This window comes from Azospirillum brasilense (assembly GCF_008365405.1).
In the GTDB taxonomy this organism is placed as follows: domain Bacteria; phylum Pseudomonadota; class Alphaproteobacteria; order Azospirillales; family Azospirillaceae; genus Azospirillum; species Azospirillum brasilense_D.
In genome coordinates this window covers 231,659-253,425 of record NZ_QOKV01000001.1, presented here as the reverse complement: position 1 = coordinate 253,425, position 21,767 = coordinate 231,659, and the positions used below count along the sequence as shown (strand labels likewise).

Sequence of the window (21,767 nt, the reverse complement as noted above, 5' to 3'; positions counted from 1 at the left end):
TACGCGGCGGTACCCCCGGAATCAAGCGCCCGCCAATCAGCCGCCCCCCTGCGTTTAAGGTTCAACGACCGTAGGGACAGACCGGCCGGCCGCAGGCCACGGCGGAGCGCGGGGCGACGTAGGCGCCGCATTCCGGGCATTTCTCCATGTCCTCCGCGGCCACCTGGGGCGAGCCGCCGCCGCTGGTGGAGGTGGGCTTTCCGGAGCCGCGACGCTCCCGCTCGCGCAGGCGCTCCCGGCCGACCGCGCCGACGCGGTTGTACCAGCGCCAGCCGAACCACACGGCGCCGATCACCAGGATCAGGAACAGGATCTTGGACAGACTGAACATGGGAGGAGGATTAGGGGGTGCGGGGCCGCCCGGTCAAGAGCGGCCTTCACCCCAAACGCACCTCGAACGGCTGACCCACCGAAAATGGATCGAACTTCGAAAGAAGCGCCCGTCCAGCGCAAAGAATCCTTGTCGTCCGCAGCGGAAGCGGCACCTAATGGGTGAAAACCGTGCGCAGAGGAGACGCAACGTCATGAACGCCAGCGCCTATCCGGTCATCGTCCGCCCCCTGCCCCCGGAACAGGGTGTCGGCTATGTGGCCGAGGTGCCCGACCTGCCGGGCTGCACCGCGGGCGGCGCCACCCCCGCCGACGCCAGCACGGCGGCGCTCGACGCCATCGCCGCCTGGATTGAGAACGCCCGCCGCACCGGCGCGCCGGTCCCGCCCCCGTCGGAGCGTTTGCGCGAAGTCACCCAGTAACGCCCGGCTTCCGGCTCAAAGACCGTAGCGCGACCACAGGGCACGCTCCTCGACGGCGGACAGCGCCGCCGCGGGGAGGTCCGCCGCGAGCCGGTCCAGCGGGTTCCCGCCCAAACTTCCGCCCGCTGGCGCATCCACGCGGAAGCCCATGCGGCGGAACCAGCGCCGGTCCTCCTGCACCACGCGCAGCCGGACCTTCTCGCCGAAGCGGCCGCGCAGCACGCTGCGCAGGTCGCCGATGCCGTCGATCAGCCCCAGTTCCAGCGCGCGCCGCCCCGCCCAGAAGGCGCCGGAGAACAGCTCCTCCTCCGGCCCGGACAGGCGGGCGCCGCGGCGGTCGCGCACCATCGCCTTGAAGGCGTCGTGGATCTCCGCCTGGATCGCCTTCAGATGGGCCACCCCGTCCTCCCGCTCCGGCGAGAAGGGGTCGAGGATCACCTTCTTGTCGCCCGCGGTGTAGAGCCGCCGCTCGATGCCGTAGCGCTCGATGAACTCGTGCGCGCCGAAGCCGGCGGACACCACGCCGATGGAGCCAAGGATGCTGCTCTCGTCCGCCCAGATCTCGTCCGCCGCACAGGCCAGCCAATAGCCGCCGGACGCCGCCGCGTCCTCGCAGAAGGCGAAGACCGGTACCTTCTTCTCGGTGGCGAGATCGCGGATGCGCTTGGCGATCAGCGCCGACTGGACGGGCGACCCGCCCGGCGAGTTGACGACCAGCGCCACCGCAGCCTGCGTCTTCGGCGCGAAGGCGCGTTCGATCAGCCCGGCCATGTTGGACATGGTCAGACCCTGGCGGAAGGCTCCGGCCTGGCCGATGACACCGGACAGGCGGAGGACGGACACGATCGGCCCGGCGTCGCGCCAGGGGCCGAACGGGAGTTTGGCGAGCAGCTTGGTCATGTTCATCGCCGGTTGAAATGGTGGCGCTGAGGCTGGATTGAAAGCGTTGGCTTAAGCGATCAGCGGTTCCATGTCGCGCAGAATCCTTTGCGCCCGCGCGCTGTAGGCGCCATCGGGGCCGTGCAGCACCAGACCGGCGGTGAATCGCGCCGGCGAACGCCCCCCCTTCCGCGCCGCCAGCAGGAGGCGCCGCGCCTCCTCCCCCGCCTTCGGCCAGAGCGGAATCAACTGTAGGGAGCCGAATCGGGCGCCGTGCAGCGCGGCCAGGATCTCGTCCACCCGGTCGGCGCGGTGGACCATGGTCAGCGTGCCGCGCGGCTTCAGCATCGCGGCGGCGAAGCGCACCCATTCGGTCAGCCCCGCCTCCCCCTCCACGTTCGCGGCGGCCTTCCAGGGATCGGGCGGCACGCTGGCCGCCCCGGCGCGCAGGTAGGGCGGGTTCATCATCACCCGGTCGAAGGTTCCGGAAACCAGCTCCGGCGGCGGGGCCAGCAGGTCGCCCTCAAGGACGCCCACCCGGCCATCCAGCCCATTGAGGGCGGCGTTGCGCCGGGCGAAGTCCGCCGCCTCCGCCCGCTTCTCCAGACCGACGACCATGACGCCCGGCACACGGGCGGCGAGGCACAGCGCCGCCGCCCCGGTGCCGGTGCCGACGTCCAGCACCCGCTCCCCCGCCCCGGCGGCGGTGAAGGCGGCGAGCAGCACCGGGTCGATGGCGGCGCGGTAGCCGGCTTGCGGCTGGTGCAGGCGGACGCGGCCGTCCAGAAGGGTGTCGATGGGTTCGGTCATGCGGCGGATAAGCGAGGGAGGTTGAACCACAAAGACACAGAGACACGACGATATTCACAAAGGAATTCTTATCAGGATCACAGGTTCGCCTTGCGCCGAGCCGCCGCTCGCCCGGAAGCCTCCCCGGCGCCCCTCCGGTGCGTTCCGGCGGATCGACGCGATTGGAGCCGTGCCGACACCCGGCTCCAATCGTCTGTTTCCGCGATCGTTATAGCGAGGACGTCACATCGTTGAACCAGTAATTCGATCCATTGACGGTTAGATACTCGATCCGCCCCGCTCCGGCCGCGCTGCCGCTCCAGTAATCGTCGACGACGATGTATTCCGACATCGCCGTATCCCCAGCGCGCCGAATGACCAGGTCGTTATAGTCATTCGATGACCCGAAGGCCGTGGCCCTGAAGAATTGAAGGCCGCTCAGATTCGACACACCGTTGATGTACAGCTCGTCATAGCTGTCGCTGGAGTCGTAAATATAGTCCCTTCCATCGCTGTAGAACGTAAAGATATAGAAATCGCTCTCGCCGCCACCGAACAGAGTGTCGTCACCGGTCCCGCCCGCCAGCACGTCGGACCCGGAATGGAGGTCGTTGTCATCACCCCAAAGCACATCATTGCCGGCGTTGCCGTACAGGGTGTCGTTGTTGTTTCCGCCCAACAAGTAATCGTTACCCTCTCCACCGGAGAGGAGATCGTTGTTGTCCTCGCCATACAGCGTGTCGGAGCCATTCCCCCCGTAAAGAGAATCGTTTCCGAACCAGCCAAGCAGCACGTCATTCCCATCTTCGCCGTCGAGGCGATCGTGGTCGGTGAACCCTTCCAAGGTATCGTTGCCGGCACCCCCGAATATGATGTTCGGCCCGGAGTAAGGGCCAATGTAATTGTTTCCGCTGTCCCCATAGTACGTGGCCATATTTGACACCCCAATTATTGTAAATTTTTTCCCACGATGTGAGGTAAACAAATTTTCATACAAGACAAACGGCACTGAATGCGTCAAGTTGACACGGCATACCCGCATAAATATTTATGTGTCCATTCATATCATCTGCAATACTATTAATTAGTTAGTTTTCTAACTAATTAAAATCTCCATAAATTCGACCGCGATGCGGAAACCTAGGATGTTTTTTGGAGGAAATCTATGGAGACAAGCCGCAAATGCTTCGCACGCCTTTCCGTGAGCTCTTGCGAATGTTGAAAATCTCTTATAGGATGCTTTCAATGAAACAGATGCTCGCGAGGAGGGTGCCATGCCTGTGATTGGGAGCGGTTCTATACAGACACCCACGTATGTCACCACCGAACATTGGAAACCCGTCTCGTCCGCTCCGGTCGCATCGGGAAGCGCTAAGACGGCGGGACAAACCGTCGACAGCCTGTCCATGAGCAAACTGGGCCAAGCGCTGACCGGAAAGACGGCCGAGATTTTCAAGCATCTCGACCCGAAGGCACGGACCATGCTTGACGAGTTCGTCTCCTCGGGAAAGGCAAGCACCGACGACGTCGCGCGCGGCCTGCAGCAACTTGCGGAATACGCGACGTTCAACCGATACGTTGAGGAAACGCCGAACACGTCAGCCGAGAACCAAGCCTTCCAGAACGCCTATGCGAAGCATCCCGACCCGAAGGAGGCGTACAAGGTCATCGGCCAAGTCGCCGAGGGACGCAAGGCCGCGCACAACGCCTATGCGAACGGCGAAATCAGCCACGATCAATTGAGAGACCAGTTGAAGGAGGCTACCTCCGCCTTTGCAGCCTCCGATGCGTTCAAGGACACCGGCGAACCGGGCTTCACCGAACTGTTCGGAAACGCCGCCGCCGCCGTCTTGAAGCGGAAGGAGGGTGAGTTTCTGACGCAGCAGCAGGCCAGTGGCGACTCCACGAGCGAGGGCATCGGGTCGGAGGAAGGCTACAACGCCATGATGAAGCTGGGGGAACTCGGTTTCAACCAAACCGTCTTCAAGGACGCCTTCGTCAAGTACGCTCAGGCTGCCGATGTCCCAGGTTTGGGGCCGAAAGCCAAAGCGGCAGCACCGGAAGCGGCACCCCCCGCCGCTCCGGCCACGGCCACGGCCGCGATGAGTGCGTTGCAGCCCCAGAACGCCGAAAGCGCAAAACCCGAAAGCGCAAAGGCGGACAGCGCCAAACCCAAGAACGATGCCGGAAACGCGCAGGCGGCATTGTCCATGCTGCAATCGGCTCTCGCAACGAGCGCCCAGAAGTCGGGTGGCATCGGCGGACTGGCGAGCGGCGGACTGGGCGGTTCGCAAGGCGAAGGGGCCAGCACCCGCGATGCCCTGGTCAACGGGCTGCTTGACGCTCTCAAGGCGAGCGCCGGCAAGGCAAAGACGACCGACGCGCAGGCCACCTGACAAACATCACGTCCTGCTCTCCACGCAGGCACCGTGCCCCATGGCGCGGTGCCTGCGTGGCGTTTGGCCACAAGGCGACGAGGCGCGCCCTCCCTTACGCCCCCAGTTCCTCCCCGGCGTCGCGCAGCAGGCGGCAGGCAGCGGCATAGTCCTCCTCCGCCACCATCAGCCGGCGGGGGATGGCGCCGATGGAGCCCTCCAGGATGCTGGTGTGGGTGTCCAGCACGATCCCCTCGATTCCCGCGTCGGCCAGCAGGGCGAGAAGCCAGCTCAGACGGACCGGATCGGTGGTGCGCAGAAGTTCCTTCATGAAATCCCGGCTGTTCTGTGCCCTTATTCGCCTTGCGGACTTGACCGAAGAGGCTATGCCGTTATGCTCCCTGCCGGAATTCGTCACGTCAATCATCATTGGAGTCGACCTTGGCGGTCGTGACCAACCTCGAGCCGAAACGGCGGAAGTCCACCCCGCTCGACGATCTGACCGCCCTGGTGGCCGATGACCTGAGCGCGGTGAACGAGATCATCGTCCAGCGGATGCATTCGTCCGTCGATATGATCCCGCAACTTGCCGGCTATCTCATCGCCGCCGGCGGCAAGCGCCTGCGCCCCGTCCTCACCCTCGCCGCCGCCGAGTTGTGCGGCTACAAGGGCGAGGACCACAAAATGCTGGCCGCGGTGGTGGAGTTCATCCACACCGCCACCCTGCTGCACGACGACGTCGTGGACGAGAGCGACCTGCGTCGCGGGCTCGCCTCGGCGAACGCGGTGTTCGGCAACAAGGCCAGCGTGCTGGTCGGCGACTTCCTGTTCTCCCGCAGCTTCGAGCTGATGGTGGAGGTCGGGTCGCTGGACGTGCTGCGCATCCTGTCCAAGGCGTCCGCGGTGATCGCCGAGGGCGAGGTGCTGCAGCTGCGCACCACCAACGACACCGAGACCAGCGAGCAGGCTTATCTGGAGGTCATCAAGGCCAAGACGGCGGAGCTGTTCGCGGCGGCCTGCCGCGTCGGCGCCGTGGTGGCCGCCCGCCCGCAGGCGGAGGAGCTGGCGCTCTACGACTACGGCATGAACCTGGGCATCGCCTTCCAGCTCGTCGATGATGTGCTGGATTACTCGGCCTTCCAGGCGAAGCTGGGCAAGACGGTCGGCGACGACTTCCGCGAGGGCAAGATCACCCTGCCGGTCGTGCTGGCTTTCCGCCGCGGCAACGACGAGGAGCGGGCCTTCTGGCGCCGCACCATGGAGGAGCTGGACCAGCAGGAGGGCGACCTGGAGCGCGCCCAGGAGCTGATGGCCAAGCACAACGCGCTGAAGGACACCGTGGAGCGCGCGCGCCACTACGGCGCCATCGCGCGCGACGCGCTGGGCCTGTTCCCGGACACCCCGGTGAAGGCCGCCCTGCTGGAGGTGCTGGACTTCGTGATCGAGCGCGATTTCTGAGCTTTGGGAACTTTTTCGCCGCCGGGGGTGATTTTCACGTTGCAGCCCCCGGATCGAGCGGCTATATACGCGGCCCACGGTGACGCCGGCCACGGCGCCACCGACGGACCGGAGAGTAGCTCAGCCTGGTAGAGCACTGCTTTCGGGAGGCAGGGGCCGGAGGTTCGAATCCTCTCTCTCCGACCAATACGACAAGGGCCGATGCGGTGACGCATCGGCCCTTTCGCTTTTCCGGCCCAACCAACCAACCGTTGCGGCGGCCTCCACACCGGCTTTCGCGGCCCGGCAAAAAAACATTCCGCAAATGCCGCTTATTCCCATTGCAGCCCACGGGCAATGGGTCTATACACCCGCTCCACGGCGACGCTGGCAACGGCGGCACCGACTGGACCGGAGAGTAGCTCAGCCTGGTAGAGCACTGCTTTCGGGAGGCAGGGGCCGGAGGTTCGAATCCTCTCTCTCCGACCAATACGAAAAGGGCCGATGCGGCGACGCATCGGCCCTTTCGCTTTTCCGCTCCGCCTCTGCGGCACAGGCCGCGCTCCCGCCTGTTGTTTGAGCATGGCGACACAGACGGGGAGCGGACCCATGGAACAGGCGATCGGACAGGAACCCCACGCGGCGGGCGGCCCCGTGGGGACGGAGATCGATCCCAAGGCCGTGGTGGTGTCCCGCGCCGTGCGCGACCTGCTCCAGCCCCACGGCTTCCGCCCCCGCGACATCGGCAGCGGCGTGGGCGGCGGCATGGCCTGGAACCGGCGCGGCGGCGACGACACCCACGAGATGATCACCTGCAATGGGAGGTTGTCCGGCGACCCCGAGCGGGCGGAATGGACCGCCGGGCGCTACGGCAATCGCGGCGGCTTCGTGGAGGTCACCGGCCTGACGCTGCGCGGGGCGCTGGACGCCGTGGCCGTCCTGCCCCGGCCGGTGCGGGTGGACGGTTCGTTGGCCGAGGGCATCTACCCGTCGCTGGAGGACGCCCTCGACGACATCGCGTGAGGGGCTATTCCAACGCCTCGTCGATCTCCACCTGATAGCCCTTGGCGAGGCGGTTGGTCTCGTTGGCCATGCCGATGACGGCCATCAGCTCGCCGAACTGGGCGTCGGTCATGCCGGCGCGCCGCGCCGCCGCCTCGTGCGAGCGGATGCAATAGTCGCAGCCGTTGGTCACGCTGACCGCGACGAAGATCATCTCCTTGACCATGGGGTCCAGCGCGCCGGGGGCCATCACCTCCTTCAGGCTCTCCCAGGTGCGCTTCAGCGTCGGCGGGTGATGGGCGGTCATCTTCCAGAAATTGTTGACGTCCGGCACGTTGCGGGCCGCCTTGATGTCGTCGTAGACGGCGCGCACCTCGGGTGCGGCGTCGGCGTGTTCGATGGGCTTCAGGGGCATGGCTGATGGTCTCCGCGGCAGAAGGGCACCGATGGGAGTTCGATCCCGCAGCATTGTTGCCGGTTCCGCCCTGCGGGGCCATGGCGAAGGGTCCCGGCCTCGCAACTCTTCCACTGAAGGTCATAAGGGGCGCCGAAAAGTTCAGGTTGCTCCAATCGCCGCGGACCGGCATAGCTTCCTGACCGCGATGGCCCGCGCACGGCGTCCCGCCCTGTCACCACCCTCCCCGCCTCAAGTCCCCCAAAGCCCATGCCCCTCCGCCACCTCGACGCCCTGGCAACCGAATCGGCGGGAATGTTGCGTCTTCTGCGTACCCTCCTGGTGGCTTCCGTCCTGGTCCCCACCCTGCTGTTCACCGCCATCGCCTGGCGCGACTTCTACGAAGAGGAAGAGCAGGCCGAGCGCAACATCCGCAAGACCGTGCTGATCCTGCATGAGCACATGCAGAAGGTCTTCGACACGGTCGAGCAGGTCCTGGACCGGCTGGACGAGCGGACCGCCGGGATGAGCTGGGACGAGATCGGCCGGTCCGATGACCTGCACGGCTATCTGAGGACGCTGGTCGAGGAGCTTCCGCAGATCGGCGTCGTCGGGCTGGTCGATCCCAACGGCGCGCTGCGCAACGACAACCGCCTGTTCCCCGCCCCGTTGATCAACGTCGGCGACCGGGAGTATTTCCGCACCCAGGCGGCTGGCGACGCCGGCATCCTCGTCAGCGAGGCGATCACCGGGCGGGGGTCGGGCAAGCGGCAGTTCAACGTCACGCGCCGCCGCGCCGCCGCGGGAGGCCCGGAAGGGCCGTTCAACGGCGTGCTGCTGACCGCGGTGCTGACCGATTATCTGGCCGATTTCTATCAACTCGTCGTCGCCGGTCCGAAGGAGGCGATCTCCCTCGTCCGCCGCGACGGCTCGGTCCTGGTCCGTTTCCCCTCGATGGGCGACCGGCAGGCCCGTCACGCCTCGGACAGCTTCCTGCTCGGCGCCATGGCGGCCGGGAAGACCGAAGGCGTGTTCCGCACACGGGGCCGCCTCGACGGCGTGGCGAGACTCAACGGCTTCATGCAGGTCGCGCCCTACCCGATCTACGTCACCTACGGCATCCCGATCGCCGAGATCCGGGCCGGCTGGGCGCACGACGTCCTGACATACGCCGCCTTCACCGTGCCGGCGATGCTGGCTCTGGTCGGCATCACCCTGTTGGCGCTGCGCCGCGCGCAGAGCGAGATGCGGGCCGTCCGCCGCTGGACCGAAGAGGCCCGCGCCCGTGAGTCGCTGGAGAACGCGCTGCGCCAGTCGCAGAAACTGGAGGCGCTGGGCCAGCTGACCGGGGGCGTGGCCCACGACTTCAACAACCTGCTGACCGCGGCCCTGGCCAACCTGCATCTGATGGAACGGCATCTGCCGGCGGAGGGGGGACGCTATCTGGATGGCACCCGCACCGCGCTGGAACGCGCCCGGACGCTGACCGGGCAGCTTCTCGCTTTCTCGCGCCAGGAGGCGGTGGACCCCAAGGTGATCGATCTGGGGGACGCCCTGCGGGTCATGGCCGATCTGCTGGAACGCTCCATCCGCGCCGACATCGCGCTGGATTGGGCGCTTCCCAACGCTCCCCTACGGGTGGAAGTGGACCCGGTCCAGCTGGAGCTGGCGGTGCTGAATCTGGTCGTCAACGCCCGCGACGCGATGCCGGCGGGTGGGCGCATCCGCATCGCCGCCCGGCAGGAGGAAACGCCCGACGGCCCGCTCGCCGTTCTGGAGATCACCGACACCGGCAGCGGCATGCCGCCCGAGGTCGCCGCCCGCGCCTTCGAGCCGTTCTTCACCACCAAGCCGCACGGCAAGGGGACGGGTCTCGGCCTGTCGATGGTCTACGGCTTCGCCCGCCAGTCGGGTGGCAACGCCGCCATCTCCAGCGCGCCGCGCCGCGGCACGGTCGTCCGTATCACCCTGCCGGTGTCCGACCGGGTGCCGGAGACGGAAGCGGTTCCGGACGCGGTGGAGACGAAGCCGGCCGGCCCGGTCCGCCTGCTGGTGGTCGAGGACAACGCATTGGTCCTGATGGCCACCGTGGAGGGGCTGACACAGGAGGGCTTCGAGGTGGAAACCGCCGACCACGGCGCCGCCGCGCTGGAGATCCTGGAGCAGGACGCGGCCTTCGACGTGATCGTGACGGACGTCGTGATGCCCTACGGCGTGTCGGGGATCGATCTGGCGCGGCGGGTCCAGGAGCGCTGGCCCGCCATCCGGGTTCTGCTGATCTCCGGTTACAGCCCCGAATCGCTGACCGGCCTGAAGGCCGACGCCGCCGTCCTGCCCAAGCCCTTCACCCCGGACCAGCTCGCCGCCCGCGTCCGCGCCCTGCTCCGCACCGCAAAAGCCGTCTGACCGGACGGAAGGATCAGAGCAGAACGCTGATGAACATCGGCGCCCACAGCACCGCCGACCAGATCAGCCCCAGGAAGATGCCGTGGGTGAGGTCGGTGAAGGTCGGTTCCGACAGGCAGTGCATGCGCCAGAACGCTTCGCGGTCGTTCATGCCCTGACGCTGCCCCTGACGCTGCGGGGTGTGGTTCTGAGCGTCCTTCATGACCGTTTCCTTGCTGTGGGCCAAAAGGAAGGAACCGGTGAAGGGCGCCGCGGTTCCGCACCGCAACGGGAACAATGGTGAGACAGGATGGGACATGCCGAAAAGGGAAAGGCCTCCCTGTCCTTTCGGACGGGAGGCCTTCCGGTCGGATGGGATGAGCCGCTTACTTGGTGCGGATCATCGGGGTGAGCTGGTCGCCCCAGTTGCCCGTCGCGTTGTGATAGCGGGCCGTGCGCATCAGCTCGACCGTCACGCCGGCTTCCACGGCCTTGACGACGGCGTCGTTCAGGCGGTGCAGGCTGTTGGCGAGGACGCGGATGGCGCTCTCCTGCTCGTCCGTGAGGTTCGAACGCTCGTCCGGCGGCGCATCCTGGAAACCCGACTGATTCGTCATGCGGCTATCCTTCCCTTGTTCTCCGGCCCGGGTCTTGCGGCCCCGGCTCTGCCCTGGTTCACCGGCGCCGTTGCGCCGGCATGGCCGGGTGCTGCGCTGCAAACCCGGCATTTACGTCTTAACACATCACGCGCCGGTAGCAAGGGCGCGGCAAGACAACCTCGTTCGAAAGAGTCATGCCTCCCGCGGCAGAGTGCCGCTACGCGGGGATGCCGGATGGGGGAAGGACCCCGCCGCGCTTCAATCGCGCTGCGTTCGGCGGACGGCGTTTGATCGGGGCGCGCTCCCGGCCTAGCTTGGCGACTCAAGGGCAGCCGCCGACAAAAAAACAATCCGCAGCCGATACAACGAAGAAAGACAGGACCATGGCCGACACCGCGACCGATTCCCGCTCCGTCGCCTTTCTTGGGCTTGGCACGATGGGCTTTCCCATGGCCGGCCATCTGGCCGTCCGGGGCGGCCACCGGGTGACCGTCTTCAACCGCACCGCCGCCAAGGCCGAGGCCTGGACCGCCCGCTTCGGCGGCGCCAGCGCCGCCACGCCGGCCGAGGCCGCCCGCGACGCCGAGGTGGTCTTCCTCTGCGTCGGGGGCGACGACGACGTGCGGGCGGTGGCCGGCGAGGCGATGGGCGCCATGAAGCCCGGCACCATCGTCGCCGACCATTCCACCGTCTCCGCCACCGTCTCGCGCGAGATGGCCGAGCTGGCCCGCGAGCGCGGCCTGTTCTTCCTCGACGCGCCGGTGTCCGGCGGACAGGCCGGGGCGGAGAACGGGGTTCTGACGGTGATGGTGGGCGGCGACGCCGACGCCTTCGCCCGTGCCCAGCCGCTGATGGCCTGCTACGGCCGCTCCGTCACCCACATGGGGCCGGCGGGCGCCGGTCAGCTGACCAAGATGGTCAACCAGATCTGCATCGCCGGTCTGCTGCAGGGTCTGGCCGAGGGCATGGCCTTCGCGCAGAAGGCCGGGCTGGACGGCCACAAGGTCGTGGATGTGATCGGAAAGGGGGCGGCGCAGTCCTGGCAGATGGACAACCGCGCCAAGACCATGCTGGACGGCACGTTCGACTTCGGCTTCGCCGTGGACTGGATGCGCAAGGACCTGGGCATCGTGCTGGGCGAGGCGCGCAACAACGGCGCCAGCCTGCCCGTCACCGCCCTGGTTGACCAGTTCTACGCCGAGGTGCAGGGGATGGGCGGCAACCGGCTGGACACCTCCAGCTTGATGACGCGCATGACGCGCTGAACGGAGGGGGAGCGCCGCGGCGCTCCCCATTCCCTCGCATCAGAACCGGACGACCTTGCCGGGATTCATCCGGTTGTCCGGGTCGAAGGCGCGCTTCAGCTCGCCCATCACGGCGAAGGCGTCGCCGGCCTCCTTCTCCAGGAACTCCATCTTGCCGTAGCCGATGCCGTGCTCGCCGGTGCAGGTGCCGCCCATGGCCAGCGCCCGGTCGACCATGCGGTCGTTCAGGCGCTTGGCCTCGGCCATTTCCTCCGGCTTGTCGGGGTCGATGACGTAGACGAGGTGGAAGTTGCCGTCGCCGACATGGCCGACCAGCGGGGCCAGCATCGAGGATTCGGCGATGTCCTTCTTGGTCTCCAGGATGCAGTCGGCCAGCCGCGAAATCGGCACGCAGACGTCGGTCGGCCAGCCCTTGGAGCCGGGGCGCAGCGCCAGCGCCGCGTAATAGCCGTCGTGGCGGGCCTGCCAGAGCTTGGAGCGGTCCTCCGGACGGGTCGCCCAGGTGAATTCGCTGCCGCCATACTCCGCGGCGATGGCCGAGACCATCTCCGCCTGCTCCTTCACCCCGGCGGCGGTGCCGTGGAACTCGAAGAACAGGGTCGGGGCCACCTTGTAGTCCAGCTTGGAATACTTGTTCACCGCGTCCATCTGGACCTCGTCCAGCAACTCGATGCGGGCGACCGGGATGCCGGACTGGATGGTCTGGATCACCGTGTCCACGGCGCCGCGGATGTCGTTGAACGGGCAGACCGCCGACGAGATCGCCTCCGGGATGCCGTAGAGGCGCAGCGTCACCTCGGTGATGATGCCGAGCGTGCCTTCCGCCCCGACGAACAGGCGGGTCAGGTCATAGCCGGCGGCGGACTTGCGGGCGCGCCCGCCGGTCTTGATGATCCGGCCGTCGGCCAGCACCACGGTCAGCCCCAGCACGTTCTCGCGCATGGTGCCGTAGCGCACGGCGTTGGTGCCGCTGGCGCGGGTGGAGGCCATGCCGCCGAGCGAGGCGTCGGCGCCGGGGTCGATGGGGAAGAACAGGCCGGTGTCGCGCAGATGCTCGTTGAGCTGCTTGCGGGTCACGCCGGCCTGGACCGTGACGTCGAGGTCCTCCGGGCTGACGCGCAGGACCTCCTTCATGTTCGACACGTCGATGCAGACGCCGCCGGCCAGCGCCGCGACGCCACCCTCCAGCGAGGTGCCGGTGCCGAAGGGAATGATCGGCAGCTTGTGCTTGGCGCAGAGCTTGACGATGGCGCTGACCTCCTCGGTGGAGGTGGCGAAGGCGACGCCGTCGGGCGGGAAGTTGGGGTGGTAGGATTCGTCCTTGCCGTGATGCTCGCGTACCGCCGCGGCGGTGGTGAAGCGGTCCCCAAGCAGGGCCTTGAACTCGGCCTTCATCTCGTCGGTGAAGGCGACGCGAGGCTGGGCGGCGGGTACGGCGGTCATGGACGAATCTCCCCGGGGGTCCTTTTGGCACGATGCCGTGCGGTGGTAGGACCGGAGAAGCTAAGCCCCGCCGCCCGCGCAGACAAGCGACTCGCGCGCATGGGTGGGGGGCTTGCGCCCAAGTCCCTCTCCCGCCCCGGGAGAGGGTGCCCGCGAAAGCGGGCGGGTGAGGGTCGTACGAGAATCAGCGCACCGATTCTTGGCAGCACCCTCACCCTTCCCGTGCGGTGCACGGGCCCCTTCCCTCTCCCGGGGCGGGAGAGGGATTCCCCCCCTCACACTTCCTCGTACCCGCCGCCGCCCGGGGTCTCGACGACCAGCACGTCGCCCTCCCCCATGGCGGTCTTGTCCTGGGGGCCGAGTTCCTCGACCGAGCCGTCAGTGCGCTGGACCCAGGTGCGCCCGATCTGGCCGGGGGCGCCGCCCTTCAGGCCGAAGGGGGGAACCCGGCGGTGGTTGGACAGGATGGCAGCGGTCATCGGCTCCAGGAACTTCAGGCGCCGCACCACCCCGTCGCCGCCACGCCAGCGCCCCGCCCCGCCCGATTCGCGGCGGATGCGGAAGCTGTCCAGCAGCACCGGGAAGCGCCATTCCAGCACCTCCGGGTCGGTCAGGCGCGAGTTGGTCATGTGGGTGTGCACCGCGTCCGTCCCGTCGAAGCCGGGGCCGGCGCCGGAGCCGCCGCAGACCGTTTCGTAATACTGGTAGCGCTCGTTGCCGAAGGTCGTGTTGTTCATCGTCCCCTGGGCCGAGGCCAGCACGCCGAGCGCGCCGTACAGCGCGTCGGTGACGCACTGGCTGGTCTCCACGTTGCCGGCCACCACCGCGGCGGGGTAGCTGGGCGACAGCATGGTGCCCGGCGGGATGACGATCTCGATCGGCTTCAGGCAGCCCTCGTTCATCGGGATCTCGTCGTCCACCAGCGTGCGGAAGACGTAGAGCACCGCCGCCCGGCACACCGCCGTCGGGGCGTTGAAGTTGCTGGTGAGCTGCGGGCTGGTGCCGGTGAAGTCCACCCGCGCCGACCGCTCGTCCTTGTCGATGGTGATGCGGACCTTGATGACCGCGCCGTTGTCCAGCTCCTGCACGAACTCGCCGTCGGTCAGAACGTCGATGACGCGGCGGACCTGCTCCTCGGCGTTGTCCTGGACCAGCTTCATGTAGGCGTTGACCGTCTCCAGCCCGAACTGGGCGACGATCCGGCGCAGCTCCCGCGCGCCCTGCTCGTTGGCGGCGATCTGGGCCTTCAGGTCGCCCAGGTTCTGCGCCACGTTGCGCGCCGGCTGCGGCCCGGCGGTGAAGAGGGCGACGACCTCCTCCTCCAGGAAGCGGCCGCGCTCGACGAGCTGGATGTTGTCGAGGAGGACGCCCTCCTGGTCGATGGTCGTGCTGTCCGGCGGCATCGAGCCGGGGGTGATCCCGCCGACGTCGGCGTGGTGCCCGCGCGAGGCGACGTAGAACAGCACCCGCTCGCCGGCCTCGTCGAAGACCGGGGTGATGACGGTGATGTCCGGCAGATGCGTGCCCCCGTGATAGGGGTCGTTCAGCATGTAGACGTCGCCGGGGTTCATTTCCCCGTGGCGCCGCTCGACGATGGCGCGCACGCTCTCGCCCATGGAGCCGAGATGCACCGGCATGTGCGGGGCGTTGGCGATCAGCCCGCCGTCGGCGTCGAACAGGGCGCAGGAGAAGTCCAGACGCTCCTTGATGTTCACCGAATAGGCGGTCTTCTCCAGCGTGAAGCCCATCTGCTCGGCGATGGACATGAACAGGTTGTTGAAGACCTCCAGCATCACCGGGTCTGCCTTGGTGCCGATGGCGAGACGCTGCGGCAGCTCCTCGAAGCGGGTCAGCACGAGGTGGTTCTTGCGGGTCACCTCGGCGATCCAGCCGGGCTCGACCACCGTGGTGGCGATCTTCTCCCGGATGACGGCGGGACCGGTCACCCGGTTGCCGGGCTGGAGCTGGTCGCGGTCGTAGACCGGCGCCTCGCGGTCGGCGCCGCCCGTGTGCAGGGTGACGGTGGCGAGGCGGCGCGGCAGGGCGCCGGTGACGCTGGGCAGGTCCTGGTCGTCAGCGCTCTCGGTGCGGCCCACGGCCTCCACCGACACGGCCTCGACCACCAGGGCCTTGCCCTCCATCATGAAGCCGTAGCGCTGGCGGTGCGCCGCCTCGAAGGCCGCGGCCATGGCGTCGAGCGGCCCGAAATCGACGACCAGCGGACTGTCGGAGCCCTCCACCTTGATGTGCGCCTTGCGCAGGACGGCCAGCCGGTCCTCCGGCACGCCCTGGCGGGCCAGCTCCATGCGCCCCTCAGCCTCCAGCGCGGCGAGCGTGGCGGTCAGCTCGTCCACCAGGGCGTCGTCGAGGCGGGCCTCCACCGCGCGCTCGCGGATCGCCACCGTGTCGGCGAGGCCGATGCCGTAGGCGGACAGCACGCCGGCGTGCGGGTGCAGGAAGACCTTGCGCATGCCGAGCGCGTCGGCAACCAGACAGACATGCTGCCCCGCCGCCCCGCCGAAGCCGTTCAGCGTGTATTGGGTGACGTCGTAGCCGCGCTGCACCGAGATCTTCTTGATGGCGTTCGCCATGTTGTCCACGGCGATCTTCAGGAAGCCCTCGGCCACCTGATGCGGGGTCATCTCGGTGCCCAGCGCCTCGTTCACCTCCTCGGCCAGCTCGGCGAACTTCTCGCGGACGATAGCGGCGTCGAGCGGCTGGTCGGCCTCGGGCCCGAAGACGTGCGGGAAGAAGTCGGGGTGCAGCTTGCCGACCATCACGTTGCAGTCGGTCACGGTCAGCGGCCCGCCGCGGCGGTAGCAGGCCGGGCCAGGGTTGGCCCCGGCGCTCTCCGGCCCGACGCGGAAGCGCGCGCCGTCGAAGAAGCAGACCGAGCCGCCGCCCGCCGCCACGGTGTGGATGTGCATCATCGGGGCGCGCATCCGCACCCCGGCCACCACCGTATCGAAGGCGCGCTCATACTCCCCGGCGTAGTGCGACACGTCGGTGGAGGTGCCGCCCATGTCGAAGCCGATGACCCGGTCGAAACCGGCCATGCGCGCGGTGCGCACCGCCCCGACGATGCCGCCCGCCGGGCCGGAGAGGATGGCGTCCTTGCCCTGGAACCAGCGGGCGTCGGTCAGGCCGCCGTTCGACTGCATGAACATCAGCCGCACGCCGGAGAGGTCGCCGGCCACCTGCTCCACATAGCGGCGCAGGATCGGCGACAGGTAGGCGTCGACCACGGTGGTGTCGCCGCGCCCGACGATCTTCATCAGCGGGCTGACCTGATGGCTGACCGACACCTGGGTGAAGCCGATGGAGCGGGCCAGCGCCGCCACCTGCTTCTCATGGTCCGGGAAGCGGTAGCCGTGCATCAGCACCACCGCGGCGGCGCGGAAGCCGTCCTGGTAGGCCTGCTCCAGCTGGACCCGCACGGCGCGCAGGTCCACGGGCTTCAGCACCGTGCCGTCGGCCTTGATCCGCTCCGGCACCTCGGCCACCCGCTCGTACAGCAGCTCGGGCAGCACGATGTGACGGGCGAAGATCTTCGGGCGGGCCTGATAGCCGATGCGGAGCTGATCGCCCAGCCCCTCGGTGATGAGCAGCAGCGTGCGCTCGCCCTTGCGCTCCAGAAGCGCGTTGGTGGCGACGGTGGTGCCCATCTTCACCGCCTCGACCGCCTCCGCCGGGATCGGCTGGCCGGCGGCGAGGCCCAGCAGGTCGCGGATGCCCTGGATGGCGGCGTCGCGGTAGCGCTCCGGATTCTCCGACAGCAGCTTGTGCGTGACCACCGACCCGTCGGGGCGTTTGGCCACGATGTCGGTGAAGGTGCCGCCGCGGTCGATCCAGAACTGCCACCGGCCCGGCTGTTGGGGCGCCATATCCCACTCCCTGATGTCTTGGCTTTACGGGGAGTGTGACCATACGCCGCCGCCGGTCAAGACGGGGTGCACGAAAGGGTGGGATGCGCTTCGTTCCCCTGCCCGTCCGGTCAGGCCGCCTTGAGCAGCGCGGGCAACCCGTCCAGCATGGCGTTCACGGCCCCCGCCCCGTCCTCGAACGCCTCCAGCGCCAGCGAGACCTGGGAAGGCCGCGGCAGGTCGAAGGTGATGGCGAACTCACCGCCGTCGCGCTCCATCGTTCCGCCGAAGCGGCGCGACAGGGCGCGCATGCGGGTGTTGTCGGCCAAGCACATCATATGGACCTGCCGGATGCCCCGGTTGGCGGCGATGGCCAGCGAGCGGCGGACCAGGGTGGAGCCGACGCCCTGCCCCTGAAACCCTTTCTCGACGCTGATCGCCAGCTCCGCCGCGCCGGGCCACAGCAACCGGTCGAAGCACAGCTCCACCGCGCCGCGCAGCTCGCCGCGGTCGAACAGGCCGAGCAGCGCGGTCCGCGTCCAGTCGAGCGACTCGCAATGTTTGACGATGACCTCGTCGGAGACGGTGCCGGTGAAGCGGGCGTAGCGGTCCGCCTTGTCCAGCCGCAGCAGATGCGCGCGGTATTGGCCGCGCTCGGCGGGGAGAAGCTTGCGGATGGCGGACATGGGGGACTCGTGGCGCTGGTGATTCGGGACATCGCACCGCTTCGCGTCGTCCGCTTCCCCATCGGCGGCCTGGATCGACCGTCCTCTTTTGTTGCGACGCAACATGACGAAGGCGAGACCGAAGGGCAAGACCTCTGGCGATGACGGCACGGCTCTGTTGCAGTGCAGCAACATTCCGCCCCGCCGGAAAATCCCATACCCCCAACGGATGAAAAGGGTGCGGCGCGCGAAGATTTTGGGAAACAACGAAAAAGTATGGGCCGGTTGGCGCGGTGCCGGACTGCCGGTATGCTGCTCCAGCGGTCGAAAGGCGGATAAGAATGAGCATCTGGGGCAGCGTCCTGGGCGGGGCGGCCGGTTTCACCATCGGCGGGCCGATCGGGGGCCTGATCGGTCTGGCCGCCGGCTATGCGGTGGGGCGCGGCATCCGCGGCCTGTGCGGCCCGGCGGATGGGACCAAGTCCATCGCCTTCACCATCGGCGTGATCGCCCTGTCGGCGAAGATGGCCCGCGCCGACGGCGTGGTGAAGCGGGTGGAGGTGGACACCTTCAAGCGCCTGTTCCGCGTCCCGCCGGAGGAGCTGGACACGGTGGGCCACGTCTTCGACCTCGCCCGCAAGGACACCCACGGCTTCGAGGAATACGCCCAGCAGATCGCCGGGCTGTTCGAGGACCGCCGCGCCGTGCTGGAGGAGCTGCTCGACAGCCTGCTGGCCATCGCCGAGGCCGACGACGAGCTGCACGAGACGGAAGTCGAGTATCTGCGCACCGTTGCCCACATCTTCGGCTTCACCGATGAGGAGTTCGAGCGCATCGTCGCCGGGCACCACATCGCCGGCACGCCGAACGAGACCGATCCCTATGGCGTGCTCGGCGTCTCCCGCCGGGCCAGCGACGAGGCGATCAAGGCCGCGCATCGCCGTCTGGTGCGCGAGCATCACCCGGACGTGCTGATCGCCCAGGGCATGCCGCAGGAGTTCGTGGATCTGGCGACGCAGAAGGTCGCCGCCATCAACGCCGCCTACGACCGGATCGAGAAGGAGCGCGGGCGCGGGTAAAGGTCCCGCCACCAGGCCTCCGTCCCTCCCCGTGCATCCCCGCCCCGGCGCAATCGGGTGTCGCGGGCCTGCGGACCGCACGCTATATAAGCACACCTCCGCACACCGCACCGTTGGGTCATGGCTCCTCCCGCTCCGATCACCGCGCTCCAGGGCGTGTCCGTCACCTTCGGCGGCCGTCCGCTGTTCGAAACCATCGACCTGTCCATCGGGCGGGGCGACAAGGCCTGTCTGGTCGGGCGGAACGGGTCCGGCAAATCGACGCTGATGAAGGTGCTGGCCGGCATGATCCAGCCGGACGGCGGCACCGTCTTCACCCAGCCCGGCGCCCGCATCGCCTATCTGCCGCAGGAGCCGGACTTCACCGGCTGCGCCACCGTCCACGACTACGTCGCCGCCGGCCTGCCCGCCGACGAGCGGGACGAAGCGCACCGGGTGGACGCCGTGCTGGACCGGCTCCAGGTGCCCGGCCATCTCGACCCCAACACGCTGTCGGGCGGCGAGGCGCGGCGCACGGCGCTGGCCCGCACGCTGGTCGGCGCCCCCGACGTGATGCTGCTGGACGAGCCGACCAACCACCTCGACCTGCCCACCATCGAGTGGCTGGAGGAGGAACTGCTGGCCTACCGCGGCGGGCTGCTGCTGATCTCGCACGACCGCAGCTTCCTGAACCGGCTGGCCAAGCGGACGCTGTGGCTCGACCGCGGTACGGTGCGCGCCACCGATCGCGGCTTCGCCGAGTTCGAGACCTGGCAGGCCGAGGTGTTCGAATCGGAGGAGATCGCCGCCCAAAAGCTGAACCGCAAGATCGAAGGCGAGATGAAGTGGCTGCGCGAGGGCATCTCGGCCCGGCGCACCCGCAACATGGGCCGCGTGCGCGCCCTGCTCCAGCTCCGCACCGACCGCGCCGAGCGCATCAAGGGCGGCCAGCAGGCCAAACTCGCCGTCGCCGAGGCCGAGCGCGGCGGGCGCCTCGTCATCGAGGCCGAGCACATCGCGAAGGGCTTCGACACGGCGGACGGCCGCAAGACCATCGTCAACGATTTCTCCACCCGCATCCTGCGCGGCGACCGGGTCGGGCTGATCGGGCCGAACGGCGCCGGCAAGACCACCCTGCTGAAGATGCTGACCGGCCAGATGGAGCCCGACAGCGGCACGATCCGGTTGGGCACCAACCTGGAGACCGCCTATTTCGACCAGCGGCGCGACGGGCTGGACCCCGAGGACACCATCCGCAAGGTGCTGTGCCCCTTCGGCGGCGACAGCGTGATGGTCAACGGCCAGCCGCGCCACGTCGCCGGTTACATGCGCGACTTCCTGTTCGACACGCGCCAGCTCGACAGCCCGGTCAAGGCCCTGTCGGGCGGTGAGCGCAACCGGCTGCTGCTCGCCCGCCTGTTCGCGCGGCCGAGCAACATGATGATCCTCGACGAGCCGACCAACGACCTCGACATGGACACGCTGGACCTGCTGGAGGACGTGCTCGGCGACTATCAGGGCACGCTGCTGCTGGTCAGCCACGACCGCGACTTCCTCGACCGGCTGGTCACCAGCACCATCGCGGTGGAGGGGGACGGCGTGATCGCCGAATATCCCGGCGGCTATTCCGACTATCTGGTGCAGCGCCCGCCGCCCAAGGAGAAGGCCGCCGCCCCGGCCAAGGCGAAGCCCGCCGCCCCCCCGGCGGCCGCCAAGCCGAAGGGCAAGCTGAGCTACAAGGACCAGCGGGAGCTGGACGACCTGCCCGCCCGCATGGACAAGCTGACCGCCGAGGTGGCGACGCTCGAATCGGCGCTGGCCGACCCCGACCTGTTCGCCCGCGACGCTGCGAAGTTCCAGAAGACGTCCGACCGGTTGCAGGCGAAACAAAATGAGCTGGCCGCCGCCGAGGAGCGCTGGCTGGAACTGGAGGCCCTGCGCGAGGAGCTGGAAGGCGGCCGCGGATGAGTCTGCGCGACTCGCTGCTGGCGCTCCTGGTCATGGCGACCTGGGGCCTGAACTTCGTCGTCGCGAAATGGGGGCTGGCCGAGTTCCCGCCGCTGTTCATCATGGCGCTGCGCTTCCTCGCGGTGGCGGCGCTGATCCTGCCCTTCAAGCGGATTCCCTGGAGCGCGGTGCGGCCCATCGCGATTCTGTCGGTGACGCTGGGGACCGTGCATTTCCCGCTGATGTTCACCGGGCTGAACGGCATCGACGCGGCCACCGCCTCGCTGGCCGCGCAGGCGCAGGTGCCCTTCTCCTCGCTGCTGGCCGCGCTGGTCTTCAAGGACAAGCTCGGCTGGCGCCGCGCCGCCGGCATGGCCGCCGCCTTCGCGGGCGTCGCGGTGATCGCGGGCGAGCCGCGGCTGTCCGGGTCGCTGGTGCCGCTGTTCATGATCCTGGGCGCCAGCTTCGCCTTCGCCGTCGCCAGCATCCAGATGAAGCTGATCGTCGGTGTCGACGGCTTCGCGCTGAACGGCTGGATGGCGCTGTTCGCCGCCCCGCAGCTGCTCCTGCTCTCCCTCCTGTTCGAAGAGGGGCAGATGGCTGCGCTTACCAACGCCACCCTGTGGGGCTGGGGCGCCATCGCCTACATGGCGGTGGGCGTGACGATCGGCGCCTATGGGATGTGGTATCCGCTGCTGCGGAAATACTCGGTCAACCAGACCATGCCCTTCCTGCTGACCGTGCCGGTCTTCGGCGTGCTGGCCGGCGTTCTGCTGATGGACGATCCCTTCACGCTCCGGCTGGTCCTGGGCGGGCTGTTGACCGTGGGCGGCATGGCCGTCATCGTGAAGCGGCGCCCGACGGCGCTGGCGGAGAAGGTGACGAATCCGACCTGAGGAAGCCCGACCTGAGGA

20 protein-coding genes and 2 tRNA genes are annotated in these 21,767 nt (G+C 68.1%); 11 read left to right on the top strand and 11 right to left on the bottom strand.

What is annotated here, in order from left to right; all coding sequences use genetic code 11:
- Window positions 1-61 precede the first annotated feature (61 nt).
- Entirely contained in the window at window positions 62-331 is a 270-nt protein-coding gene (locus DS837_RS01190; protein WP_035675333.1) for a hypothetical protein, read from the bottom strand.
- Between the two features lie 193 nt (window positions 332-524).
- On the opposite strand from DS837_RS01190, the gene DS837_RS01185 reads away from it, so the two are divergent.
- Window positions 525-752 (top strand): type II toxin-antitoxin system HicB family antitoxin, encoded by a 228-nt coding sequence (locus DS837_RS01185; RefSeq protein WP_038526563.1) that lies wholly within the window; start codon window positions 525-527, stop codon window positions 750-752.
- Between the two features lie 15 nt (window positions 753-767).
- Here DS837_RS01185 and DS837_RS01180 read toward each other — a convergent pair whose 3' ends face one another.
- The 3 genes from DS837_RS01180 to DS837_RS01170 form a co-directional block, all read right to left on the bottom strand.
- Window positions 768-1,652, bottom strand: a complete 885-nt coding sequence (locus tag DS837_RS01180; RefSeq protein ID WP_425599231.1) for a S49 family peptidase — start codon at window positions 1,650-1,652, stop codon at window positions 768-770.
- A gap of 51 nt (window positions 1,653-1,703) precedes the next feature.
- On the bottom strand, window positions 1,704-2,441 hold the full coding sequence (locus DS837_RS01175; RefSeq protein WP_149163082.1) for a tRNA1(Val) (adenine(37)-N6)-methyltransferase: 738 nt from the start codon (window positions 2,439-2,441) through the stop codon (window positions 1,704-1,706).
- Between the two features lie 208 nt (window positions 2,442-2,649).
- Window positions 2,650-3,354: a calcium-binding protein gene (locus tag DS837_RS01170; RefSeq protein WP_170295700.1), complete on the bottom strand. Its 705-nt coding sequence runs from the start codon at window positions 3,352-3,354 to the stop codon at window positions 2,650-2,652.
- Between the two features lie 472 nt (window positions 3,355-3,826).
- Here DS837_RS01170 and DS837_RS01165 point away from each other — a divergent pair, with 472 nt between their 5' ends.
- Window positions 3,827-4,816 (top strand): hypothetical protein, encoded by a 990-nt coding sequence (locus DS837_RS01165; protein ID WP_149163080.1) that lies wholly within the window; start codon window positions 3,827-3,829, stop codon window positions 4,814-4,816.
- Between the two features lie 94 nt (window positions 4,817-4,910).
- On the opposite strand, the gene DS837_RS01160 is transcribed toward DS837_RS01165, so the two are convergent.
- On the bottom strand, window positions 4,911-5,126 hold the full coding sequence (locus DS837_RS01160; RefSeq protein WP_149163079.1) for a putative signal transducing protein: 216 nt from the start codon (window positions 5,124-5,126) through the stop codon (window positions 4,911-4,913).
- Window positions 5,127-5,236: 110 nt separating this feature from the next.
- On the opposite strand from DS837_RS01160, the gene DS837_RS01155 reads away from it, so the two are divergent.
- From DS837_RS01155 to DS837_RS01140, 4 genes are all read left to right on the top strand, one after another.
- Window positions 5,237-6,253, top strand: a complete 1,017-nt coding sequence (locus DS837_RS01155) for a polyprenyl synthetase family protein (RefSeq protein ID WP_149163078.1) — start codon at window positions 5,237-5,239, stop codon at window positions 6,251-6,253.
- 109 nt (window positions 6,254-6,362) lie between these two features.
- Window positions 6,363-6,439, top strand: a tRNA-Pro gene (locus DS837_RS01150).
- Between the two features lie 205 nt (window positions 6,440-6,644).
- Window positions 6,645-6,721, top strand: a tRNA-Pro gene (locus DS837_RS01145).
- Between the two features lie 120 nt (window positions 6,722-6,841).
- Complete coding sequence (locus DS837_RS01140) at window positions 6,842-7,255, top strand: hypothetical protein (RefSeq protein WP_149163077.1); 414 nt, start codon at window positions 6,842-6,844, stop codon at window positions 7,253-7,255.
- A 4-nt stretch (window positions 7,256-7,259) separates the two neighbouring features.
- On the opposite strand, the gene DS837_RS01135 is transcribed toward DS837_RS01140, so the two are convergent.
- The gene (locus tag DS837_RS01135) at window positions 7,260-7,649 is read right to left on the bottom strand and encodes a carboxymuconolactone decarboxylase family protein (RefSeq protein ID WP_149163076.1); all 390 of its coding nucleotides are present in this window, start codon (window positions 7,647-7,649) and stop codon (window positions 7,260-7,262) included.
- A gap of 294 nt (window positions 7,650-7,943) precedes the next feature.
- Here DS837_RS01135 and DS837_RS01130 point away from each other — a divergent pair, with 294 nt between their 5' ends.
- A complete protein-coding gene (locus tag DS837_RS01130; RefSeq protein WP_247889714.1) occupies window positions 7,944-10,034 on the top strand; it encodes a hybrid sensor histidine kinase/response regulator in 2,091 nt (696 codons plus the stop codon).
- 13 nt (window positions 10,035-10,047) lie between these two features.
- Here DS837_RS01130 and DS837_RS01125 read toward each other — a convergent pair whose 3' ends face one another.
- Both DS837_RS01125 and DS837_RS01120 read right to left on the bottom strand, forming a co-directional pair.
- Entirely contained in the window at window positions 10,048-10,236 is a 189-nt protein-coding gene (locus tag DS837_RS01125) for a hypothetical protein (RefSeq protein ID WP_014241200.1), read from the bottom strand.
- Window positions 10,237-10,399: 163 nt separating this feature from the next.
- Window positions 10,400-10,630 carry an SMc00767 family acetate metabolism repressor gene (locus tag DS837_RS01120; RefSeq protein WP_014241201.1) on the bottom strand — a complete coding sequence of 77 codons (231 nt, stop codon included), beginning with the start codon at window positions 10,628-10,630 and terminating at the stop codon, window positions 10,400-10,402.
- A 365-nt stretch (window positions 10,631-10,995) separates the two neighbouring features.
- Here DS837_RS01120 and DS837_RS01115 point away from each other — a divergent pair, with 365 nt between their 5' ends.
- Entirely contained in the window at window positions 10,996-11,877 is an 882-nt protein-coding gene (locus DS837_RS01115) for an NAD(P)-dependent oxidoreductase (RefSeq protein WP_149163074.1), read from the top strand.
- Window positions 11,878-11,916: 39 nt separating this feature from the next.
- On the opposite strand, the gene DS837_RS01110 is transcribed toward DS837_RS01115, so the two are convergent.
- From DS837_RS01110 to DS837_RS01095, 3 genes are all read right to left on the bottom strand, one after another.
- Window positions 11,917-13,320, bottom strand: coding sequence for an FAD-linked oxidase C-terminal domain-containing protein (locus tag DS837_RS01110; protein ID WP_149163073.1), 1,404 nt, complete (start codon window positions 13,318-13,320; stop codon window positions 11,917-11,919).
- 275 nt (window positions 13,321-13,595) lie between these two features.
- Complete coding sequence (locus DS837_RS01100; RefSeq protein ID WP_149163071.1) at window positions 13,596-17,204, bottom strand: hydantoinase B/oxoprolinase family protein; 3,609 nt, start codon at window positions 17,202-17,204, stop codon at window positions 13,596-13,598.
- Window positions 17,205-17,314: 110 nt separating this feature from the next.
- A complete protein-coding gene (locus tag DS837_RS01095) occupies window positions 17,315-17,869 on the bottom strand; it encodes a GNAT family N-acetyltransferase (protein ID WP_149163070.1) in 555 nt (184 codons plus the stop codon).
- A gap of 320 nt (window positions 17,870-18,189) precedes the next feature.
- Here DS837_RS01095 and DS837_RS01090 point away from each other — a divergent pair, with 320 nt between their 5' ends.
- From DS837_RS01090 to DS837_RS01080, 3 genes are all read left to right on the top strand, one after another.
- On the top strand, window positions 18,190-18,927 hold the full coding sequence (locus DS837_RS01090) for a TerB family tellurite resistance protein (protein ID WP_149163069.1): 738 nt from the start codon (window positions 18,190-18,192) through the stop codon (window positions 18,925-18,927).
- A gap of 120 nt (window positions 18,928-19,047) precedes the next feature.
- Window positions 19,048-20,874, top strand: a complete 1,827-nt coding sequence (locus DS837_RS01085) for an ATP-binding cassette domain-containing protein (RefSeq protein WP_149163068.1) — start codon at window positions 19,048-19,050, stop codon at window positions 20,872-20,874.
- Window positions 20,871-21,749 (top strand): DMT family transporter, encoded by an 879-nt coding sequence (locus DS837_RS01080; RefSeq protein WP_149163067.1) that lies wholly within the window; start codon window positions 20,871-20,873, stop codon window positions 21,747-21,749. Before DS837_RS01085 ends, DS837_RS01080 begins: the two co-directional genes overlap by 4 nt.
- The last annotated feature ends 18 nt before the right edge of the window (window positions 21,750-21,767 follow it).